Annotated in this window: 15 protein-coding genes and 1 pseudogene; 9 read left to right on the forward strand and 7 right to left on the reverse strand. The window is 55.9% G+C overall.

The annotated features are described in order from the left end of the window. The first annotated feature begins 143 nt into the window (after positions 1-143). The 4 genes and pseudogenes from lldP to trmL all read left to right on the forward strand — a co-directional run bounded on the left by lldP (position 144) and on the right by trmL (position 4,212). Positions 144-1,799 carry an L-lactate permease gene (gene lldP / locus K7R23_RS05415; protein ID WP_043013316.1) on the forward strand — a complete coding sequence of 552 codons (1,656 nt, stop codon included), beginning with the start codon at positions 144-146 and terminating at the stop codon, positions 1,797-1,799. Continuing rightward, positions 1,796-2,572, forward strand: coding sequence for a transcriptional regulator LldR (lldR, locus tag K7R23_RS05420; RefSeq protein WP_012908156.1), 777 nt, complete (start codon positions 1,796-1,798; stop codon positions 2,570-2,572). Before lldP ends, lldR begins: the two co-directional genes overlap by 4 nt. Then, positions 2,569-3,694, forward strand: a pseudogene (gene lldD / locus K7R23_RS05425) (FMN-dependent L-lactate dehydrogenase LldD). The gene lldR and the pseudogene lldD overlap by 4 nt, the downstream one beginning before the upstream one ends. A 38-nt stretch (positions 3,695-3,732) precedes the next feature. Further along, positions 3,733-4,212: a tRNA (uridine(34)/cytosine(34)/5-carboxymethylaminomethyluridine(34)-2'-O)-methyltransferase TrmL gene (gene trmL / locus K7R23_RS05430; protein ID WP_012908155.1), complete on the forward strand. Its 480-nt coding sequence runs from the start codon at positions 3,733-3,735 to the stop codon at positions 4,210-4,212. Between the two features lie 39 nt (positions 4,213-4,251). Here the strand turns inward: trmL and K7R23_RS05435 are convergent, their stop codons facing one another. Continuing rightward, positions 4,252-5,256: a LacI family DNA-binding transcriptional regulator gene (locus tag K7R23_RS05435; protein ID WP_012908154.1), complete on the reverse strand. Its 1,005-nt coding sequence runs from the start codon at positions 5,254-5,256 to the stop codon at positions 4,252-4,254. A gap of 318 nt (positions 5,257-5,574) precedes the next feature. On the opposite strand from K7R23_RS05435, the gene K7R23_RS05440 reads away from it, so the two are divergent. Together K7R23_RS05440 and K7R23_RS05445 are read left to right on the forward strand one after the other, a co-directional pair. Beyond that, on the forward strand, positions 5,575-6,771 hold the full coding sequence (locus tag K7R23_RS05440) for an L-talarate/galactarate dehydratase (RefSeq protein WP_012908153.1): 1,197 nt from the start codon (positions 5,575-5,577) through the stop codon (positions 6,769-6,771). Between the two features lie 72 nt (positions 6,772-6,843). After that, positions 6,844-8,154 carry an MFS transporter gene (locus tag K7R23_RS05445; RefSeq protein WP_012908152.1) on the forward strand — a complete coding sequence of 437 codons (1,311 nt, stop codon included), beginning with the start codon at positions 6,844-6,846 and terminating at the stop codon, positions 8,152-8,154. A 95-nt stretch (positions 8,155-8,249) separates the two neighbouring features. On the opposite strand, the gene cysE is transcribed toward K7R23_RS05445, so the two are convergent. The 5 genes from cysE to K7R23_RS05470 all read right to left on the reverse strand — a co-directional run bounded on the left by cysE (position 8,250) and on the right by K7R23_RS05470 (position 11,497). After that, positions 8,250-9,071: a serine O-acetyltransferase gene (gene cysE / locus K7R23_RS05450; RefSeq protein ID WP_012908151.1), complete on the reverse strand. Its 822-nt coding sequence runs from the start codon at positions 9,069-9,071 to the stop codon at positions 8,250-8,252. 78 nt (positions 9,072-9,149) lie between these two features. Next, complete coding sequence (gpsA, locus tag K7R23_RS05455) at positions 9,150-10,169, reverse strand: NAD(P)H-dependent glycerol-3-phosphate dehydrogenase (RefSeq protein WP_012908150.1); 1,020 nt, start codon at positions 10,167-10,169, stop codon at positions 9,150-9,152. Next, positions 10,169-10,636, reverse strand: coding sequence for a protein-export chaperone SecB (gene secB, locus K7R23_RS05460; RefSeq protein ID WP_012908149.1), 468 nt, complete (start codon positions 10,634-10,636; stop codon positions 10,169-10,171). Before secB ends, gpsA begins: the two co-directional genes overlap by 1 nt. A 128-nt stretch (positions 10,637-10,764) precedes the next feature. Continuing rightward, positions 10,765-11,016, reverse strand: a complete 252-nt coding sequence (gene grxC / locus K7R23_RS05465; RefSeq protein WP_012908148.1) for a glutaredoxin 3 — start codon at positions 11,014-11,016, stop codon at positions 10,765-10,767. A gap of 49 nt (positions 11,017-11,065) precedes the next feature. Further along, positions 11,066-11,497: a rhodanese-like domain-containing protein gene (locus tag K7R23_RS05470; RefSeq protein WP_012908147.1), complete on the reverse strand. Its 432-nt coding sequence runs from the start codon at positions 11,495-11,497 to the stop codon at positions 11,066-11,068. Positions 11,498-11,742: 245 nt separating this feature from the next. On the opposite strand from K7R23_RS05470, the gene gpmM reads away from it, so the two are divergent. Genes gpmM through K7R23_RS05485 form a run of 3 tightly spaced genes read left to right on the forward strand, consistent with a single transcriptional unit; the run spans position 11,743 to position 15,531 of the window. Then, positions 11,743-13,287 (forward strand): 2,3-bisphosphoglycerate-independent phosphoglycerate mutase, encoded by a 1,545-nt coding sequence (gene gpmM / locus K7R23_RS05475; protein ID WP_012908146.1) that lies wholly within the window; start codon positions 11,743-11,745, stop codon positions 13,285-13,287. A gap of 9 nt (positions 13,288-13,296) precedes the next feature. Beyond that, positions 13,297-14,580, forward strand: coding sequence for a murein hydrolase activator EnvC (gene envC, locus K7R23_RS05480; RefSeq protein ID WP_024133009.1), 1,284 nt, complete (start codon positions 13,297-13,299; stop codon positions 14,578-14,580). Positions 14,581-14,583: 3 nt separating this feature from the next. Further along, the gene (locus tag K7R23_RS05485) at positions 14,584-15,531 is read left to right on the forward strand and encodes a divergent polysaccharide deacetylase family protein (protein ID WP_024133008.1); all 948 of its coding nucleotides are present in this window, start codon (positions 14,584-14,586) and stop codon (positions 15,529-15,531) included. Here K7R23_RS05485 and K7R23_RS05490 read toward each other — a convergent pair. Next, positions 15,518-16,552: a glycosyltransferase gene (locus K7R23_RS05490; RefSeq protein ID WP_012908143.1), complete on the reverse strand. Its 1,035-nt coding sequence runs from the start codon at positions 16,550-16,552 to the stop codon at positions 15,518-15,520. The two genes, K7R23_RS05485 and K7R23_RS05490, sit on opposite strands and share 14 nt — an antisense overlap. Between the last annotated feature and the right edge of the window lie 175 nt (positions 16,553-16,727).

Below are 16,727 nucleotides of genomic sequence, written 5' to 3' on the forward strand. Positions count from 1 at the left end.
TTGCCAATAAATAACATTTGCTTAACCATTCATTGTCATTATCCTTACATAACAATATTGGATGGACCACTTTTACACATAATGTGACGACGAGATGAGCACAGACTCATTGCATTATGTCCGTGGTCCACAGGAGACCTGCAATGAATCTCTGGCAACAAAACTACGATCCGGCCGGGAATATCTGGCTTTCCAGCCTGATCGCATCGCTTCCGATTCTGTTTTTCTTCTTCGCGCTGATTAAGCTCAAGCTGAAAGGTTACGTTGCCGCCTCGTGGACCGTGACGATCGCCCTGGCCGTGGCGCTGCTGTTTTACAAAATGCCGGTTGATCGCGCGCTGGCCTCGGTGGTGTATGGCTTCTTCTATGGTCTGTGGCCGATTGCCTGGATCATCATCGCCGCGGTGTTTGTCTACAAAATTTCGGTAAAAACCGGGCAGTTCGACATTATCCGTTCGTCGATTCTGTCGATTACCCCTGACCAGCGTTTGCAGATGTTAATCGTCGGCTTCTCGTTTGGCGCTTTCCTTGAAGGGGCGGCGGGTTTCGGCGCGCCGGTGGCGATCACCGCCGCTCTGCTGGTCGGACTGGGCTTTAATCCGCTGTATGCCGCCGGGCTGTGCCTGATCGTCAATACCGCGCCGGTGGCGTTTGGCGCGATGGGGATCCCGATTCTGGTCGCCGGACAGGTGACCGGGCTGGACAGCTTTGAGATCGGCCAGATGGTGGGTCGTCAGCTGCCGTTCCTGACCATTATCGTGCTGTTCTGGATTATGGCGATTATGGACGGCTGGCGCGGTATTAAAGAAACCTGGCCTGCGGTGATGGTGGCGGGCGGCTCGTTTGCCATTGCCCAATATCTCAGCTCTAACTTTATCGGCCCGGAGCTGCCGGATATCATCTCCTCGCTGGTTTCGCTGGTCTGCCTGACGCTGTTCCTGAAACGCTGGCAGCCGGTACGCATCTTCCGCTTTGGCGATATGGGCGCATCGCAGGTGGATCAGACCCTGGCGCGTACCCGCTATACCGCCGGACAGGTCATTCGCGCATGGTCGCCATTCCTGTTCCTGACCGCCACCGTGACCCTCTGGAGCATACCGCCGTTTAAAGCGCTGTTCGCGCCGGGCGGCGCGTTGTACGACTGGGTGATTACTATTCCGGTTCCGTTTCTCGACAAGCTGGTGGCGCGTATGCCGCCGGTGGTCAACGAAGCGACTGCCTATGCCGCGGTGTATAAATTCGACTGGTTCTCGGCGACCGGCACCGCCATTCTGTTCGCCGCGCTGCTGTCCATCGTCTGGCTGAAGATGAAGCCTTCCGCCGCGATTCAGACCTTTGGCAGTACGCTGAAGGAGCTGGCGCTGCCAATTTACTCCATCGGCATGGTGCTGGCTTTCGCGTTTATCTCCAACTATTCCGGGCTCTCCTCGACGCTGGCGTTAGCGCTGGCGCATACCGGCAGCGCCTTTACCTTCTTCTCGCCGTTCCTCGGCTGGCTGGGAGTCTTCCTGACCGGGTCGGATACCTCGTCGAACGCGCTGTTCGCCGCGCTGCAGGCTACCGCTGCGCAGCAGATCGGCGTGTCGGATGTGCTGATGGTTGCCGCCAACACCACCGGCGGAGTCACCGGCAAGATGATTTCACCGCAGTCTATTGCCATCGCCTGCGCGGCGGTAGGACTGGTCGGCAAAGAGTCGGATCTGTTCCGTTTCACCGTCAAACACAGCCTGATCTTCACCTGTATGGTGGGCGTGATCACTACGCTTCAGGCCTATGTCTTAACCTGGATGATTCCGTGATTGTGATGCCTAAACGCCTGTCCGACGAGATAGCCTCTCGCGTGCGGGCGCTGATTGAAGAACAACAGCTGGAAGCGGGTATGAAGCTGCCCGCCGAGCGCCAGCTTGCCCACCAGCTTGGCGTATCACGTAACTCATTGCGCGAAGCGCTGGCGAAGCTGGTGAGCGAAGGCGTCCTGCTCAGCCGTCGCGGCGGCGGGACCTTTGTCCGCTGGCAGCATGAGGAGTGGTCGGAGCAAAACATCGTTCAGCCGCTGAAAACCCTGATGGCGGACGACCCGGACTACAGCTTCGACATCCTTGAGGCCCGCCACGCCATTGAAGCCAGCACCGCCTGGCACGCCGCCATGCGCGCCACTCAGGCCGACAAAGAGAAAATTAAGCTCTGTTTTGACGCCACCCTCAGCGAAGACCCGGACATCGCCTCGCAGGCCGACGTCCGTTTTCATCTTGCCATCGCCGAAGCGTCACACAACGTGATGCTGTTGCAGACCATGCGCGGGTTCTTTGACCTGCTGCACTCGTCGGTCAAACAGAGCCGCCAGCGTATGTATCTCGTTCCACCGGTTTTTTCCCGGCTGACGGAGCAGCACCAGGCGGTGATGGACGCCATTCTTACCGGTGACGCCGACGGCGCGCGTAAAGCGATGATGGCGCACCTCAGCTTCGTCCACGCCACGATTAAACAATTTGATGAAGACCAGGCCCGCCAGGCGCGTATCACCCGCCTGCCCGGCAACCATAATGAGCATTCCAGGGAGAACAAAGCATGATTATCTCAGCAGCCAGCGATTATCGCGCCACAGCCCAGCGCATTCTGCCCCCTTTTCTGTTCCACTACATCGACGGCGGCGCCTATGCGGAATATACCCTGCGCCGCAACGTGGAGGATTTGTCGGAGGTGGCGCTGCGCCAGCGCGTTCTGAAGAACATGACCGATTTAAGCCTGGAAACCACGCTGTTCAATGAGAAGCTGTCGATGCCGGTGGCGCTGGGGCCGGTCGGTCTGTGCGGCATGTACGCCCGTCGCGGCGAGGTGCAGGCCGCCGCCGCCGCGAATGCGAAAGGCATTCCGTTTACCCTTTCCACCGTTTCCGTCTGCCCGATCGAAGAAGTGGCGCCGACCCTCAACCGCCCGATGTGGTTCCAGCTGTATGTACTGCGCGATCGCGGTTTTATGCGTAATGCGCTGGAGCGTGCGAAAGCGGCAGGCTGCTCAACGCTGGTTTTCACTGTCGATATGCCAACGCCCGGCGCACGCTATCGCGACGCGCATTCGGGGATGAGCGGTCCGAACGCCGCGCTGCGCCGCTACTGGCAGGCAGTAACCCATCCGCAGTGGGCCTGGGACGTGGGCCTTAACGGACGTCCGCATGATTTAGGCAATATCTCCACCTATCTCGGCAAGCCGACCGGACTGGAAGATTACATCGGCTGGCTGGCGAACAATTTCGATCCGTCGATTTCATGGAAGGACCTTGAGTGGATCCGCGACTTCTGGGACGGTCCGATGGTGATCAAAGGGATCCTCGATCCGGAAGACGCTCGTGACGCGGTACGCTTCGGCGCGCGCCCTGCCTGCCATTGCCGACGCGGTGAAAGGCGACATCGCCATTCTGGCGGATAGCGGCATCCGTAACGGGCTGGACGTGGTGCGGATGATTGCGCTGGGCGCAGACAGCGTACTGCTGGGACGTGCTTATCTGTACGCGCTGGCGACAGCGGGCCAGGCCGGCGTTGCCAATCTGCTCACCCTGATCGAAAAAGAGATGAAGGTGGCGATGACGCTGACCGGCGCGAAATCCATCAGTGAAATCAGTCGTGACTCGCTGGTGCAGGAGTTAAGTAAACTCCCCGCCGCGCTGGCGCCGCTATCGCAGGGTGATGCGGCGTAGTGAAAGTGCTATGCTGCCCCCGCAATTAAGGGGGCAGCATGTTAAACATCGTTTTATTCGAACCAGAAATCCCACCCAATACCGGCAACATTATTCGCCTGTGCGCGAACACCGGGTTTCGTCTGCATATCATCGAACCGATGGGCTTTGCCTGGGACGACAAACGCCTGCGCCGCGCGGGGCTGGACTACCATGAATTTACTGCCGTGACGCGCCATCACGATTACGCCGCATTTCTGGCAGCCGAAAAGCCGCAGCGGATATTCGCGCTGACCACTAAAGGAACGCCCGCCCACAGCGTGGTGAGCTATCAGCAGGGGGATTATTTGCTGTTTGGCCCGGAAACGCGCGGCCTGCCCGCCAGCATTCTTGATGCTCTGCCCGCAGAGCAGAAAATCCGTATCCCGATGATGCCGGACAGCCGCAGCATGAACCTGTCAAACGCAGTGTCGGTGGTGGTATATGAGGCGTGGCGGCAGTCAGGTTATCCCGGAGCGGTATTGCGATCGCAGGCGTAATGGCCTTATCCGACAGTACTTTTCGCGACATGCGTCCGTTTATGCGGACTCTCGCTCAATCAAATGAAAGCCCATATCCACAATGGTTTCTGCGCACGGTTTCTGTTCAATACGATCGGCCAGCAGCGTGGCGGCGCGCTGACCGATGGCGCGTCTGTCAACGCTGACGGTAGTAATTGACGGACGATTGCTGGCAGCAAAATCAAGGTCGCCAAAGCCGATAACCGCTAAATCCTGCGGGATGCGTAAACCGCGGCTTTCCGCCTCCATTATCGCCCCCTGCGCCAGGGTATCGGAACTGCAGACAATGACGTCAAATTCACCTTCGCCAAAAAGCTGTGTTAACCCGCTGCGTCCCAACGAAAGCGATGCCGGAAGGGGCACATCCACCTGCGGGACAGCGGTAATTGCGTGGCGTTGCAGAACACTGCATAACCCCAGCTTACGCTGTGCGGCCCGGCGATCGGCAGTCCATAACAAACCGGGGCGACGATAGCCTCTGCGCAGAAGATATTCCCCCGTCGCCTGCCCGACTTTTTCATGGGAAAAACCGACCAGCATATCGAGCGGCGTGGGCGTTAAGTCCCAAATTTCCACCACCGGAACAGCCGCGTTCAGGATCACTTTCTTCAGTTCCGTCGTGTGATAGATCCCGGTGAGTACCACGCCATCGGGACGACGGGAAAGCAGAGTCGCCACCAGCTCCGCTTCCGTTTGTTCCGTATATCCCGCAACGCACAGCAATATGTGATACCCGCGTCGGGCCAGTTCATCGCTCAACGACTGGATGGTATCGACAAACATATTGTTGTTAATCTGCGGCACTACGACAGCAATTAATTTACTCCTTCGCGACGCCAGTCCTCCCGCCAGCGCGTTGGGAATGTAGCCCGTAGCGCGAACCGCCTGCATAACTTTCTCAACCGTTTTGGGACGAACCAGCTGCGGCGAATTCAGCACCCGGCTGACCGTCATTGAAGACAGTCCAGCGCTACGAGCTACATCTTCCAGCGTCGGCGCACGAGGTGGTTTGGTTCTCTTCACTGCGGATGCCCCTGCAAAATTGGCTGATTTATCGGCACATTATTCATCATGCCTGTGGCTATTGCCAGCTTCCCCTGGAGATATGCCGTAAATACAGCAGTTTACTGATATCTGTCGACAGCAAAATGATAACGCAATCATTTATTATTGTGCATTTTCCCAGAAAGTTTTGGATTGTGATCAATTTTGCAGGAAATAGCGCTTTTTTAACGGCATATGTGATCAAATGTTCAAATTAACATCAACTCTCTGGATTCCGGAATCGCTGAGGAATAGAAATGTTAGCGCAAACATAATTCAGGCAACCAGGAGAGTAACATGACTTTAAGCGCGAATTCCGACGCCGTAACCTATGCCAAAGCGGCAAATACCAGAACCGCGGCTGAAAGCGGCGATCGGATCGAATGGGTGAAGCTGTCACTGGCATTTCTGCCGCTGGCAACCCCTGTCAGTGACGCGAAGGTGCTGACCGGCCGGCAAAAACCCTTGACCGAAGTAGCGATCATCATTGCTGAAATCCGCAGCCGCGACGGCTTTGAGGGCGTGGGTTTCAGCTATTCCAAACGCGCTGGCGGCCAGGGAATTTATGCTCATGCCAAAGAGATAGCCGATAATCTGCTGGGCGAAGATCCCAATGATATCGACAAAATCTACACCAAACTGCTGTGGGCCGGCGCCTCCGTGGGGCGCAGCGGGATGGCGGTACAGGCTATCTCCCCTATCGATATCGCTTTGTGGGATATGAAGGCTAAGCGCGCCGGCCTGCCGCTGGCAAAACTGTTAGGCGCACACCGTGACTCCGTTCAGTGTTACAACACCTCAGGCGGCTTCCTGCATACACCGCTCGATCAGGTGCTGAAAAACGTCATGATTTCCCGCGAAAATGGCATTGGCGGTATTAAGCTGAAAGTCGGACAACCTGATTGCGCCGAGGATATTCGCCGTTTAACCGCAGTGCGTAAAGCGCTGGGGGATGATTTTCCGTTAATGGTTGACGCTAACCAGCAGTGGGATCGCGAAACGGCTATCCGCATGGGGCGCAAAATGGAGCAGTTCAATCTCATCTGGATTGAGGAACCGCTGGACGCCTACGATATCGAAGGACACGCCCGGCTTGCTGCCGCCCTGGATACGCCCGTCGCCACCGGGGAGATGCTGACCAGTTTCCGCGAACATGAGCAGCTGATTCTGGGCAATGCCAGCGATTTCGTCCAGCCGGATGCACCGCGCGTCGGCGGTATCTCTCCGTTCCTGAAGATTATGGAACTGGCGGCGAAGCACGGCCGTAAACTGGCGCCGCACTTTGCAATGGAAGTGCACCTGCACCTTTCCGCAGCTTACCCGCTGGAGCCGTGGCTGGAGCATTTCGAGTGGCTGAACCCATTGTTCAACGAGCAACTTGAGCTGCGCGATGGCCGTATGTGGATTTCCGATCGTCATGGTCTGGGCTTTACGCTCAGCGAGCAGGCGCGCCGCTGGACGCAATTAACAAGTGAGTTCGGTAAACGCCCTTAACGGTCAGGCGGGAATTATTCCCGCCCCTCTTACCTTACAGAATCCATTCTGCCCTTATCTGAGGAGTAGATTATGAACACAATAATAAAGCGCACAAAAGTGCGTCACACTATTCTTATATTTTTATTTCTTGCTACCGTATTTAATTATGCAGACCGCGCAACATTATCCGTTGTTGCCCCAATAATGAGCAAAGAATTAGGTTTTGATCCAGAATCCATGGGCCTGGCTTTCTCCGCGTTTGGTATTGCCTATGTCATTATGCAATTGCCCGGCGGTTGGCTATTAGATCGTTATGGGTCACGCCTGGTTTACGGTTGCGCATTGATTGGCTGGTCGCTGGTAACCATGTTTCAGGGGACCATCTATCTGTATGCCAGCCCCTTAATAGTGTTGGTTATTCTGCGCCTGATAATGGGGGCGATTGAGGCGCCTGCCTTTCCGGCAAATAGCCGCTTAAGCGTGCAGTGGTTTCCCAATAATGAACGTGGTTTCGTCACCTCAGTTTATCAGGCCGCGCAATATATCTCGCTGGGAGTGATCACCCCGCTGATGACCATTATTTTGCATAATTTAAGCTGGCATTATGTCTTTTATTACATCGGCGCTATTGGCGTGATTCTCGGTATTTTCTGGTTAATTAAAGTCAAAGATCCGTTGCGCCATCCGAAAGTGAATCAGGAGGAGATTGACTATATTCGTCATGGCGGCGGCGAACCCGCGCTGGGCAGTAAAAAGGAGGCGCAGAAAATAACCTTCGCGCAGATTAAAACGGTCTGTGTTAACCGGATGATGATCGGCGTTTACATCGGTCAATTCTGCGTCACCTCGATCACCTGGTTCTTTCTGACCTGGTTCCCGACTTACCTGTATCAGGCAAAAGGCATGTCGATTCTGAAAGTCGGTTTTGTGGCCAGCATTCCTGCCATCGCGGGTTTTATTGGCGGCCTGCTCGGCGGCGTTTTTTCTGACTGGCTGCTCAAACGCGGCTATAGTCTTACCATCGCGCGTAAGCTGCCCGTCATCTGCGGCATGCTGCTCTCTTGTGTGATTGTGATCGCCAACTACACCACTTCAGAGTTCGTGGTCATTGCCGCGATGAGCCTGGCTTTTTTTGCTAAAGGGTTTGGTAACCTGGGCTGGTGCGTACTCAGCGACACCTCACCGAAGGAGGTTTTAGGTATTGCCGGCGGCGTATTTAACATGTGCGGCAATATGGCAAGCATCGTTACGCCGCTGGTCATCGGGGTGATTCTCGCCAATACCCAGTCGTTCGACTTCGCCATCTTATACGTCGGTTCAATGGGCCTCATTGGCCTTATTGCTTATCTGTTTATCGTCGGTCCGTTGGATCGTATTACGCTGATTCCGTCCGCAGCCTGATTAACCTTATTGCGAACGCTTCGCCCCGCTGTTCCGGGATTGCACTCCATCGGAACAGCGCTTTTTATTAATACGGTAAGCCAGATAGCCCGAAATCAGATTCCGTCGCCGTATTCGAACGTATGATGTATCCCGTTAAAATGCTGATCCATATCCATCGACGGCTTATCGCTGTCCGGCTTGCCGACGATGCGCGCCGGAACGCCCGCGGCGGTGGTATGCGGCGGAACGGGCTGTAACACCACGGAGCCCGCGCCGATTTTCGCCCCGCGCCCCACTTCGATATTCCCGAGGATCTTCGCCCCGGCGCCGATCATCACCCCTTCGCGAATCTTCGGGTGGCGATCGCCGCTGGTTTTACCGGTCCCGCCAAGCGTGACCGACTGCAAAATAGAGACATCATCTTCAATCACCGCCGTTTCACCCACCACGATGCCGGTGGCGTGATCGAGCATGATCCCACGGCCAATTTTTGCCGCCGGATGAATATCGACCTGGAAGGTCACGGAAACCTGGTTTTGCAGGAAAATAGCCAGCGCGCGGCGGCCTTCTTTCCACAACCAATGGCCGATGCGGTAGGCCTGCAGGGCATGAAAACCCTTCAGGTATAAAAGCGGGGTGGAATATTTATCGACGGCCGGGTCGCGGGTGCGCACCGCCTGAATATCGCAGGCTGCCGAGGCAATCATTTCCGGGTCGGCGGCGTAGGCTTCTTCCACCACTTCGCGGATGGCAATCGCCGGCATAATCGGCGAGGCCAGCTTGTTCGCCAGCATATAGCTCAGCGCGCTGCCGAGATTTTCATGTTTGAGTAGCGTCGCGTGATAAAAACTGGCCAGCATTGGCTCACAGTCGGCCAGGGCACGGGCTTCGGCTTTAATATTGTTCCAGACGATATCCAGTTCTTCACACGGCATTGCGGACTCCAGCTAATGAGGCTCACGACCGGCCCGTTCTTCGCGGGCCGGGTCATTGGTTAAAACGTTTCCTTGCGACTAATGGCTGTTACGCTCATCCTTGCGCGCACGACCTAATAAGGTCAATGCTGCCTCGCGCGCGTTTTTTCCGCAATATAATACTTGATAAATTTCCTCGGTTATTGGCATTTCAACACCAAAACGGTGCGCCAGCTCGCGAACTTCTTTGGTATTGCGGTAGCCTTCAACCACCTGGCCAATCTTGTCCTGCGCGCCCTGAACGTCCATGCCCTGGCCGAGCATCATGCCAAAGCGACGGTTACGCGACTGGTTGTCGGTACAGGTCAGCACCAGATCGCCAAGCCCCGCCATCCCCATAAAGGTGGCCGGATCGGCGCCCAGCGCCGCGCCAAGACGCGACATTTCCGCCAGTCCTCGTGTGATAAGCGCGGTACGGGCGTTAGCGCCAAAACCAATGCCGTCGGACATGCCTGCGCCAATCGCAATCACGTTCTTCACCGCGCCGCCAAGCTGCACGCCAATGAAGTCCGGGTTGCTGTAGACGCGGAAGCTTTTGCCGCAGTGCAGCAGTTGCTGAAGGTCGTCGGCAAAGGTGTCGTCGGTGGAGGCCAGAGATATCGCCGTCGGTAACCCCGCAGCCAGCTCTTTGGCAAACGTCGGACCGGAGATCACCGCCAGCGGAATTTGATCGCCAAGCGCCTCGCGGGCGACATCCTGTAACAGACGCCCCGTCTCGGCTTCCAGCCCTTTAGTCGCCCATACCAGCCGCGCGTCGGAACGCATCAGCGGTTTAATCTGCCGCAGCACTTCACCAAAAACGTGGCTCGGCACGACCACCAGAATATCGCGGCTGGCCGCCAGCGCGGTGGCTAAATCGCTTTCAGGATGAAGCGTATCGGGAAAAGGCACATCGGGAAGGAACGCGACATTGCAGCGATCGTGCTCAAGGGTCGCAATATGTTGCGGATCGTGGCCCCACAGGACAACCTGGTGGCCGTTTCTCGCCAGGGTGATGGCAAGAGCAGTGCCGTACGAGCCGGCACCGATCACAGTCATTGAAGCATTACGTTGGTTCATCAGGCATCCTGATGTTCTTCAGTACCTTCGCCAGCCTGCTGCTGTAAGTAGTTCATGAACAGCGCATCAAAGTTAACCGGCGCAAGGTTCAGTTGCGGGAACGTACCGCGGGAAACCAGGCTGGTGATGCATTCGCGGGCATACGGGAACAGAATGTTCGGGCAGTATGCGCCCAGGCAATGCGCCATCTGGGTGCCTTCAATGCCGCTGATGGAGAAAATACCGCCCTGCTGAACTTCGCACAGGAACGCCGTTTCTTCACCGAGAGAGGCGGTTACGGTGACACGCAGTACCACTTCGTATACGTCATCCGCCAGTTGGGTAGATGCCGTATCCAGATCAAGTTTAACCTCTGGCTGCCAGTCTTTCTGGAAAACATGCGGCGCGTTCGGCGCTTCGAAGGAGATATCCTTGGTGTAGATACGTTGGATCTGGAAAGCCATTTCGGTGTTATTTTGTTCTGACATGTGTAGAAAACCCTTTTAGTGTTGTCCTTAAATACAGCCTGAGAGCCTGCCTCATTCCGCCGCGCGCCGTCGTTGTTCGGATCGGCGGCGTTACGTCTAATGAGGCAGGCGCAAAATCTGTGTTGTTGTTAGCTCAGCAGGGGATCAAGTCCACCACGCGCATCCAACGCATACAAGTCGTCACAGCCGCCAATGTGCTGTGCATCAATAAAAATCTGCGGAACCGTTGTACGGCCACTGCGCTTGATCATCTCTTCACGCTTTACGGCGTCGCCGTCGATCGGAAGCTCCTGGAAACTCACGCCCTTACTGTTCAACAGCGCTTTCGCGCGATGGCAAAACGGGCAGGTTGCTTTGGTGTAGATCTCGATGTTGGCCATACTTCTCTCCAGTGTTTTTTACCCTACGGATTTCGTGACAGCGGGTAAATTATTTGCCGCGAACCAGCGGCAGATTCTCACCGCTCCAGCCGGCAACGCCTTCTTTCAGTACGGAGACTTTTTCAAAGCCCGCCTTGATCAGCGCATTCGCCGCCTCCTGGCACTGCATACCCGAAGCGTCGACCACAATGATCGGTTTGTCTTTGTGCTTTTCCAGCTCGCCCACGTTATTGGCTTTGATTTCGCCCGGCAGCAGGTTTACGGCGCCGGCGATATGCCCTTTGCGGAAATCGTCACGCTGGCGTAAATCGACAACAATCGCATCTTCCTTATTGATAAGACGCGTTGCTTCGCCGCGCGTAATGACCTTCACTTTCGACGTCAGGCCCTTAAACGTAGTGAACAAAACCGCCACCAGTAACGCAATCCAGGCGATACTCAGTATGGGATGGCGACCAACAAATTGCATAATTTCTTGCATGGGGGGTAACAACTCCCGACTCAGTGATTAAAAAACCAGGGAAGGAGTATACCTGTGCGATGGCGCAAATACAGCCAGCGCGTGCACTGGATTGCATTTTTGCGGAGCACTACGGAAAAAATAGCGCAAAACCGCCGCATCCATAAACCACCCGGCTCCTTTCTTTGATCTTCTGAGGCTATTTTATCGATTCAGCTGTAGTAAAATTACGCAAAATTTTTGTCTCTTGAGTATGAGGTTTCGCAATGTCGGTTTCTAAAAAACCTATGGTACTGGTGATTCTCGATGGTTATGGCTACCGTGAAGACAGCCAGGACAACGCCATTTTTACTGCCAAAACCCCGGTAATGGATGCGCTGTGGGCAAAACGTCCGCATACCCTGATTGACGCTTCCGGCCTGGAAGTGGGTCTGCCTGACCGCCAGATGGGCAACTCAGAAGTGGGTCACGTCAACCTCGGCGCAGGCCGTATCGTGTATCAGGATCTGACGCGCCTCGACGTAGAAATTAAAGAACGCGCTTTCTTTGCCAACCCGACGCTGACCGCCGCGGTAGACCAGGCGAAGAACGCGGGTAAAGCCGTCCACATCATGGGTCTGCTCTCCGCAGGCGGCGTCCACAGTCATGAAGATCACATCATGGCGATGGTGGAACTGGCCGCTGAGCGCGGCGCGGAAAAAATCTATCTGCACGCCTTCCTCGACGGTCGCGATACCCCGCCACGCAGCGCGGAATCCTCACTGAAAGCCTTTGAAGACAAATTTGCCGCGCTGGGCAAAGGCCGCGTCGCATCTATCGTCGGTCGTTATTATGCGATGGACCGCGACAACCGCTGGGACCGCGTTGAGCAGGCCTATGACCTGATGACGCTGGCGAAAGGCGAATTCCAGTACGCGAGCGCGGTTGAAGGTCTGCAGGCGGCTTACGCCCGCGACGAAAACGATGAATTCGTCAAAGCAACCGTGATTCGCGCTGAAGGCCAGGCTGACGCCGCGATGGAAGACGGCGACACGCTGATTTTCATGAACTTCCGTGCTGACCGCGCGCGCGAAATCACCCGCGCATTCGTCAACGCTGACTTCGACGGCTTCGCGCGTAAGAAAGTGGTGAACCTGAACTTCGTGATGCTGACCGAATACGCGGCGGACATCAAAACGGCGGTGGCTTACCCGCCTGCCTCGCTGGCGAACACCTTCGGCGAGTGGATGGCGAAGAACGACAAAACCCAGCTGCGCATCTCCGAAACGGAAAAATATGCGCACGTGACCTTCTTCTTCAACGGCGGCGTCGAAGAACCGTTTACCGGCGAAGAGCGTATTCTGATCAACTCGCCGAAAGTGGCGACCTACGATCTGCAACCGGAAATGAGCTCTGCCGAACTGACGGAAAAACTGGTGGCGGCAATCGAAAGCGGCAAGTACGACGCCATCATCTGTAACTACCCGAACGGTGATATGGTCGGTCATACCGGGGTGATGGAAGCGGCGGTGAAAGCGGTTGAAGCGCTGGATCACTGCATCGCGCAGGTGACGAAAGCGGTTGAATCCGTTGGCGGCCAGCTGCTGATCACCGCGGACCACGGTAACGCCGAGCAGATGCGCGATCCGGCGACCGGTCAGGCGCATACCGCGCATACCAACCTGCCGGTGCCGCTGATTTATGTCGGCGACAAAAACGTCAAAGCGGAGGAAGGCGGCAAGCTTTCCGATATCGCGCCGACCATGCTGACGCTGATGGGGATGGAAATCCCGCAAGAGATGACTGGTAAGCCGCTGTTCATCGTGGAATAATCCCTCCCCATGAGGGGAAAGGCGATGAATACCAAAACAGGGGTGATGAAACCACAGCGGTTTTCAGTCAGGCCCCTGATTTACGCCAGCGTGGTGAGCGCTGGCGTATTGTTGTGCGCCTTTTCCGCCCACGCGGATGACCGCGATCAGCTTAAATCCATTCAGGCGGATATCGCCGCCAAAGAACGCGCTGTGCGTCAGCAGCAGCAGCAGCGTTCCAGCCTGCTTGCGCAACTGAAGGCGCAGGAAGAGGCAATCTCCGCCGCCGCGCGTAAACTGCGCGAAACGCAAAACACCCTCGTTCAGCTTAACAAGCAGATTGATGAGATGAACGCCTCTATCGCGAAGCTGGAACAGCAAAAGGCCAGCCAGGAGCGCAGCCTCGCCGCGCAGCTGGATGCGGCGTTTCGTCAGGGCGAGCATACCGGTATCCAGCTCATTTTAAGCGGTGAAGAGAGCCAGCGCGGCCAGCGTTTGCAGGCCTATTTCGGCTATCTGAACCAGGCGCGGCAGGAAACCATCACCGAACTGAAGGAAACCCGCGAGCAGGTCGCTGCGCAGCGTGCCGAACTGGAAGAGAAGCAGAGCCAGCAGCAGACGCTGTTGTATGAACAGCGCGCCCAGCAGGCGAAGCTGGAGCAGGCGCGTAACGAACGAAAGAAAACCCTCGCCGGACTGGAGTCTTCCATCCAGCAGGGCCAGCAGCAGCTGAGCGAACTGCGGGCGAACGAATCCCGTCTGCGCAGCAGCATTGCGCGCGCGGAAGCAGCGGCCAGAGCACGTGCGGAGCGTGAAGCGCGCGAGGCGGAAGCGGTGCGCAACCGGCAGAAAGAGGCTACCCGCAAAGGCACCACCTATAAACCTACAGAAAGCGAGAAATCACTGATGTCGCGTACCGGCGGCCTGGGTTCGCCGCGCGGTCAGGCCTACTGGCCGGTTCGTGGGCCTACGCTGCATCGTTATGGCGAACAGCTGCAAGGTGAGCTACGTTGGAAAGGGATGGTTATCGGTGCGTCTGAAGGCACGGAAGTCAAAGCCATTGCCGATGGCCGCGTCATTCTGGCGGACTGGCTGCAGGGCTACGGGCTGGTCGTCGTCGTTGAGCACGGCAAGGGAGACATGAGTCTTTACGGCTATAACCAGAGCGCGCTGGTCAGCGTGGGGACGCAGGTTCGCGCCGGTCAACCTATTGCGCTGGTTGGCAGTAGCGGAGGTCAGGGCCGACCGTCGCTCTATTTCGAAATTCGTCGCCAGGGTCAGGCCGTCAATCCACAGCCGTGGTTGGGAAGATAAGTTTTGCCTCACTTTCGTCGTACCGTTCTTTCACTCGCCAGCCTGCTGGCCTTCGTTTCCCCTGTTTTTGCCGGCAAGCTCGCCATCGTGATCGACGATTTTGGCTATCGTCCGCATTACGAAAATCAGGTGCTGGCGATGCCGGACGCTATCTCCGTTGCGGTGCTGCCGAATGCGCCCCACGCCCGCGAAATGGCCGCCAAAGCGCACAGCAGCGGACATGAGGTGTTAATTCACCTGCCAATGGCCCCGCTCAGTAAACAGCCACTGGAAAAAGACACGCTGCGCCCGGAGATGAGCAGTGATGAAATCGAAAGAATTATTCGCGAAGCGGTCAGCAAAGTTCCCTACGCCGTCGGGCTTAATAACCATATGGGCAGCGCAATGACTTCCAGCCTGTTTGGTATGCAGAAAGTGATGCAGGCGCTGGAGCGCTACGAACTCTATTTTCTCGACAGCATGACCATCGGCAACAGCCAGGCCATGCGCGCGGCGTCGGGCACCGGCGTGAAGGTGATTAAACGCAAAGTGTTCCTCGACGACACGCAGAACGAAGCGGACATTCGCCGTCAGTTTAACCGCGCCATAGAACTTGCCCGTAGCAATGGGTCCGCCATTGCGATTGGCCATCCGCATCCGTCAACGGTGCGCGTGTTGCAGCAGATGGTGTATAACCTGCCAGCCGATATTACCCTGGTGCGTCCGAGCAGCCTGCTCAACGAACCGCAGGTGGATACCTCCACGCCGAATCTGCCGCCGCCGAAAAACAACGAGGCGCCGCGTAATCCGTTCCGCGGCGTGAAATTGTGTAAAGCTAAAAAACCGCCAGAACCGGTTACCCCCCGCCGCTTCTTTAACGTCTTAAGCGAAGGCATCAGCCAGAGCACGCTGGTAAACTGGTATCAGCATCAGTGGCAGGGCTGGGGAAAACGCAGCGTTAACCCAGATTAAGCGCTTTGCGGGCAATGCGGTGATGCGAGCGTGTTTTATCACGCCACCGATAGAGTCTCGTTGACCATAACAGCGCCTGGTAGGCAGCCTTCGCGCCGCGCACGTTCATCATCATCCGTTTATACATGCCCGAAGTGAAGATTTCGGCAATCATGCGATGACGCGTCAGTACATCCGGCTCTTTACGCACCGCATGGCACACCCGTAAGGCTTCCCAGGTAATCTGTTGATGAAATTCAGGGTAAATTTTAATTCGTCCGGCATAATCACGATTCAGCTTTTCTAATAAGCGGGTGATTTTAATGTAATGACGCTGATAGTGAAGATGCTTATTCCCCTGCCTTTTTAAGCGGCTGACAGAGCAATCGTGAAGGAAATATTGATATAACGGCTCTTCAGTATAACGGGCGCGCTGAGCGTTAAACATAAACTCGGTGGTCCAGACGATATCCTGATGATGTAATCCCGGAATAAAACGAAGGTTATTATTTTCAATAACCTCACGGCGATAGACGCCCATCCATACCACGTGCGTCCAGCGGCGGGAAGCAAGCGCCATACGCAACCAGTCTGGCCCTGTTAATACTCCCGTTGAGCGAATGCGATCGCCAGGAATAGACTGCCAGGTGACGCCGGACTTACGCTCAGTCCAGTCGGCATTACACTGGGCGACGTCAAGATTGTCCGTCAGCGCCATATTCATCAGCGTTTCGTACATCTGCGGATAGACGCGATCGTCCGCGTCGACAAAGGCGATATAGCGACCCGTGGCGGCATCCATCCCGCGGTTACGGGCAACCGACGCGCCGGCGTTTGCCTGATGCAGCAGGCGGATGTGCGGATACTTTTCGGCGTAATGCTGTGCTATTTCAACAGAAATATCCGTTGAACCATCATTAACAATAATTATTTCCAGGGCAGTCCATGTTTGCACGATGAGTGATTCCATGCAGGCTTTAAAATCATTACCCGCATTATAAAGAGGGATAATGACGCTGAGTCTGTTTTCACTATTCATCATAAATTACCGATTACCTCTGAAGTTACCCGCAGTTGTACAGCCTTTGTGTTAAGAAACGATTAAGGCCGCTAAATAATGTTGGTAAAGCTGGCGGGGAATTCAGCGTAAAGCGTCGGGATGAACAGAAAAATAAGACGATAGCGTAATTACGTAATATTTATGTCAATGACATTTC

Source organism: Citrobacter rodentium NBRC 105723 = DSM 16636 (genome assembly GCF_021278985.1).
In the GTDB taxonomy this organism is placed as follows: Bacteria; Pseudomonadota; Gammaproteobacteria; order Enterobacterales; family Enterobacteriaceae; genus Citrobacter_A; species Citrobacter_A rodentium.

What these genes read in the sequence shown, in the direction of transcription:
- lldP (WP_043013316.1), top strand. Translation starts at nt 144, where the DNA reads ATGAATCTCTGGCAACAAAACTACGATCCGGCCGGGAATATCTGGCTT.
- trmL (WP_012908155.1), top strand. Translation starts at nt 3,733, where the DNA reads ATGTTAAACATCGTTTTATTCGAACCAGAAATCCCACCCAATACCGGC.
- K7R23_RS05440 (WP_012908153.1), top strand. Translation starts at nt 5,575, where the DNA reads ATGACTTTAAGCGCGAATTCCGACGCCGTAACCTATGCCAAAGCGGCA.
- K7R23_RS05445 (WP_012908152.1), top strand. Translation starts at nt 6,844, where the DNA reads ATGAACACAATAATAAAGCGCACAAAAGTGCGTCACACTATTCTTATA.
- cysE (WP_012908151.1), bottom strand. Translation starts at nt 9,071, where the DNA reads ATGCCGTGTGAAGAACTGGATATCGTCTGGAACAATATTAAAGCCGAA.
- gpsA (WP_012908150.1), bottom strand. Translation starts at nt 10,169, where the DNA reads ATGAACCAACGTAATGCTTCAATGACTGTGATCGGTGCCGGCTCGTAC.
- secB (WP_012908149.1), bottom strand. Translation starts at nt 10,636, where the DNA reads ATGTCAGAACAAAATAACACCGAAATGGCTTTCCAGATCCAACGTATC.
- grxC (WP_012908148.1), bottom strand. Translation starts at nt 11,016, where the DNA reads ATGGCCAACATCGAGATCTACACCAAAGCAACCTGCCCGTTTTGCCAT.
- K7R23_RS05470 (WP_012908147.1), bottom strand. Translation starts at nt 11,497, where the DNA reads ATGCAAGAAATTATGCAATTTGTTGGTCGCCATCCCATACTGAGTATC.
- gpmM (WP_012908146.1), top strand. Translation starts at nt 11,743, where the DNA reads ATGTCGGTTTCTAAAAAACCTATGGTACTGGTGATTCTCGATGGTTAT.
- envC (WP_024133009.1), top strand. Translation starts at nt 13,297, where the DNA reads ATGAGGGGAAAGGCGATGAATACCAAAACAGGGGTGATGAAACCACAG.
- K7R23_RS05490 (WP_012908143.1), bottom strand. Translation starts at nt 16,552, where the DNA reads ATGATGAATAGTGAAAACAGACTCAGCGTCATTATCCCTCTTTATAAT.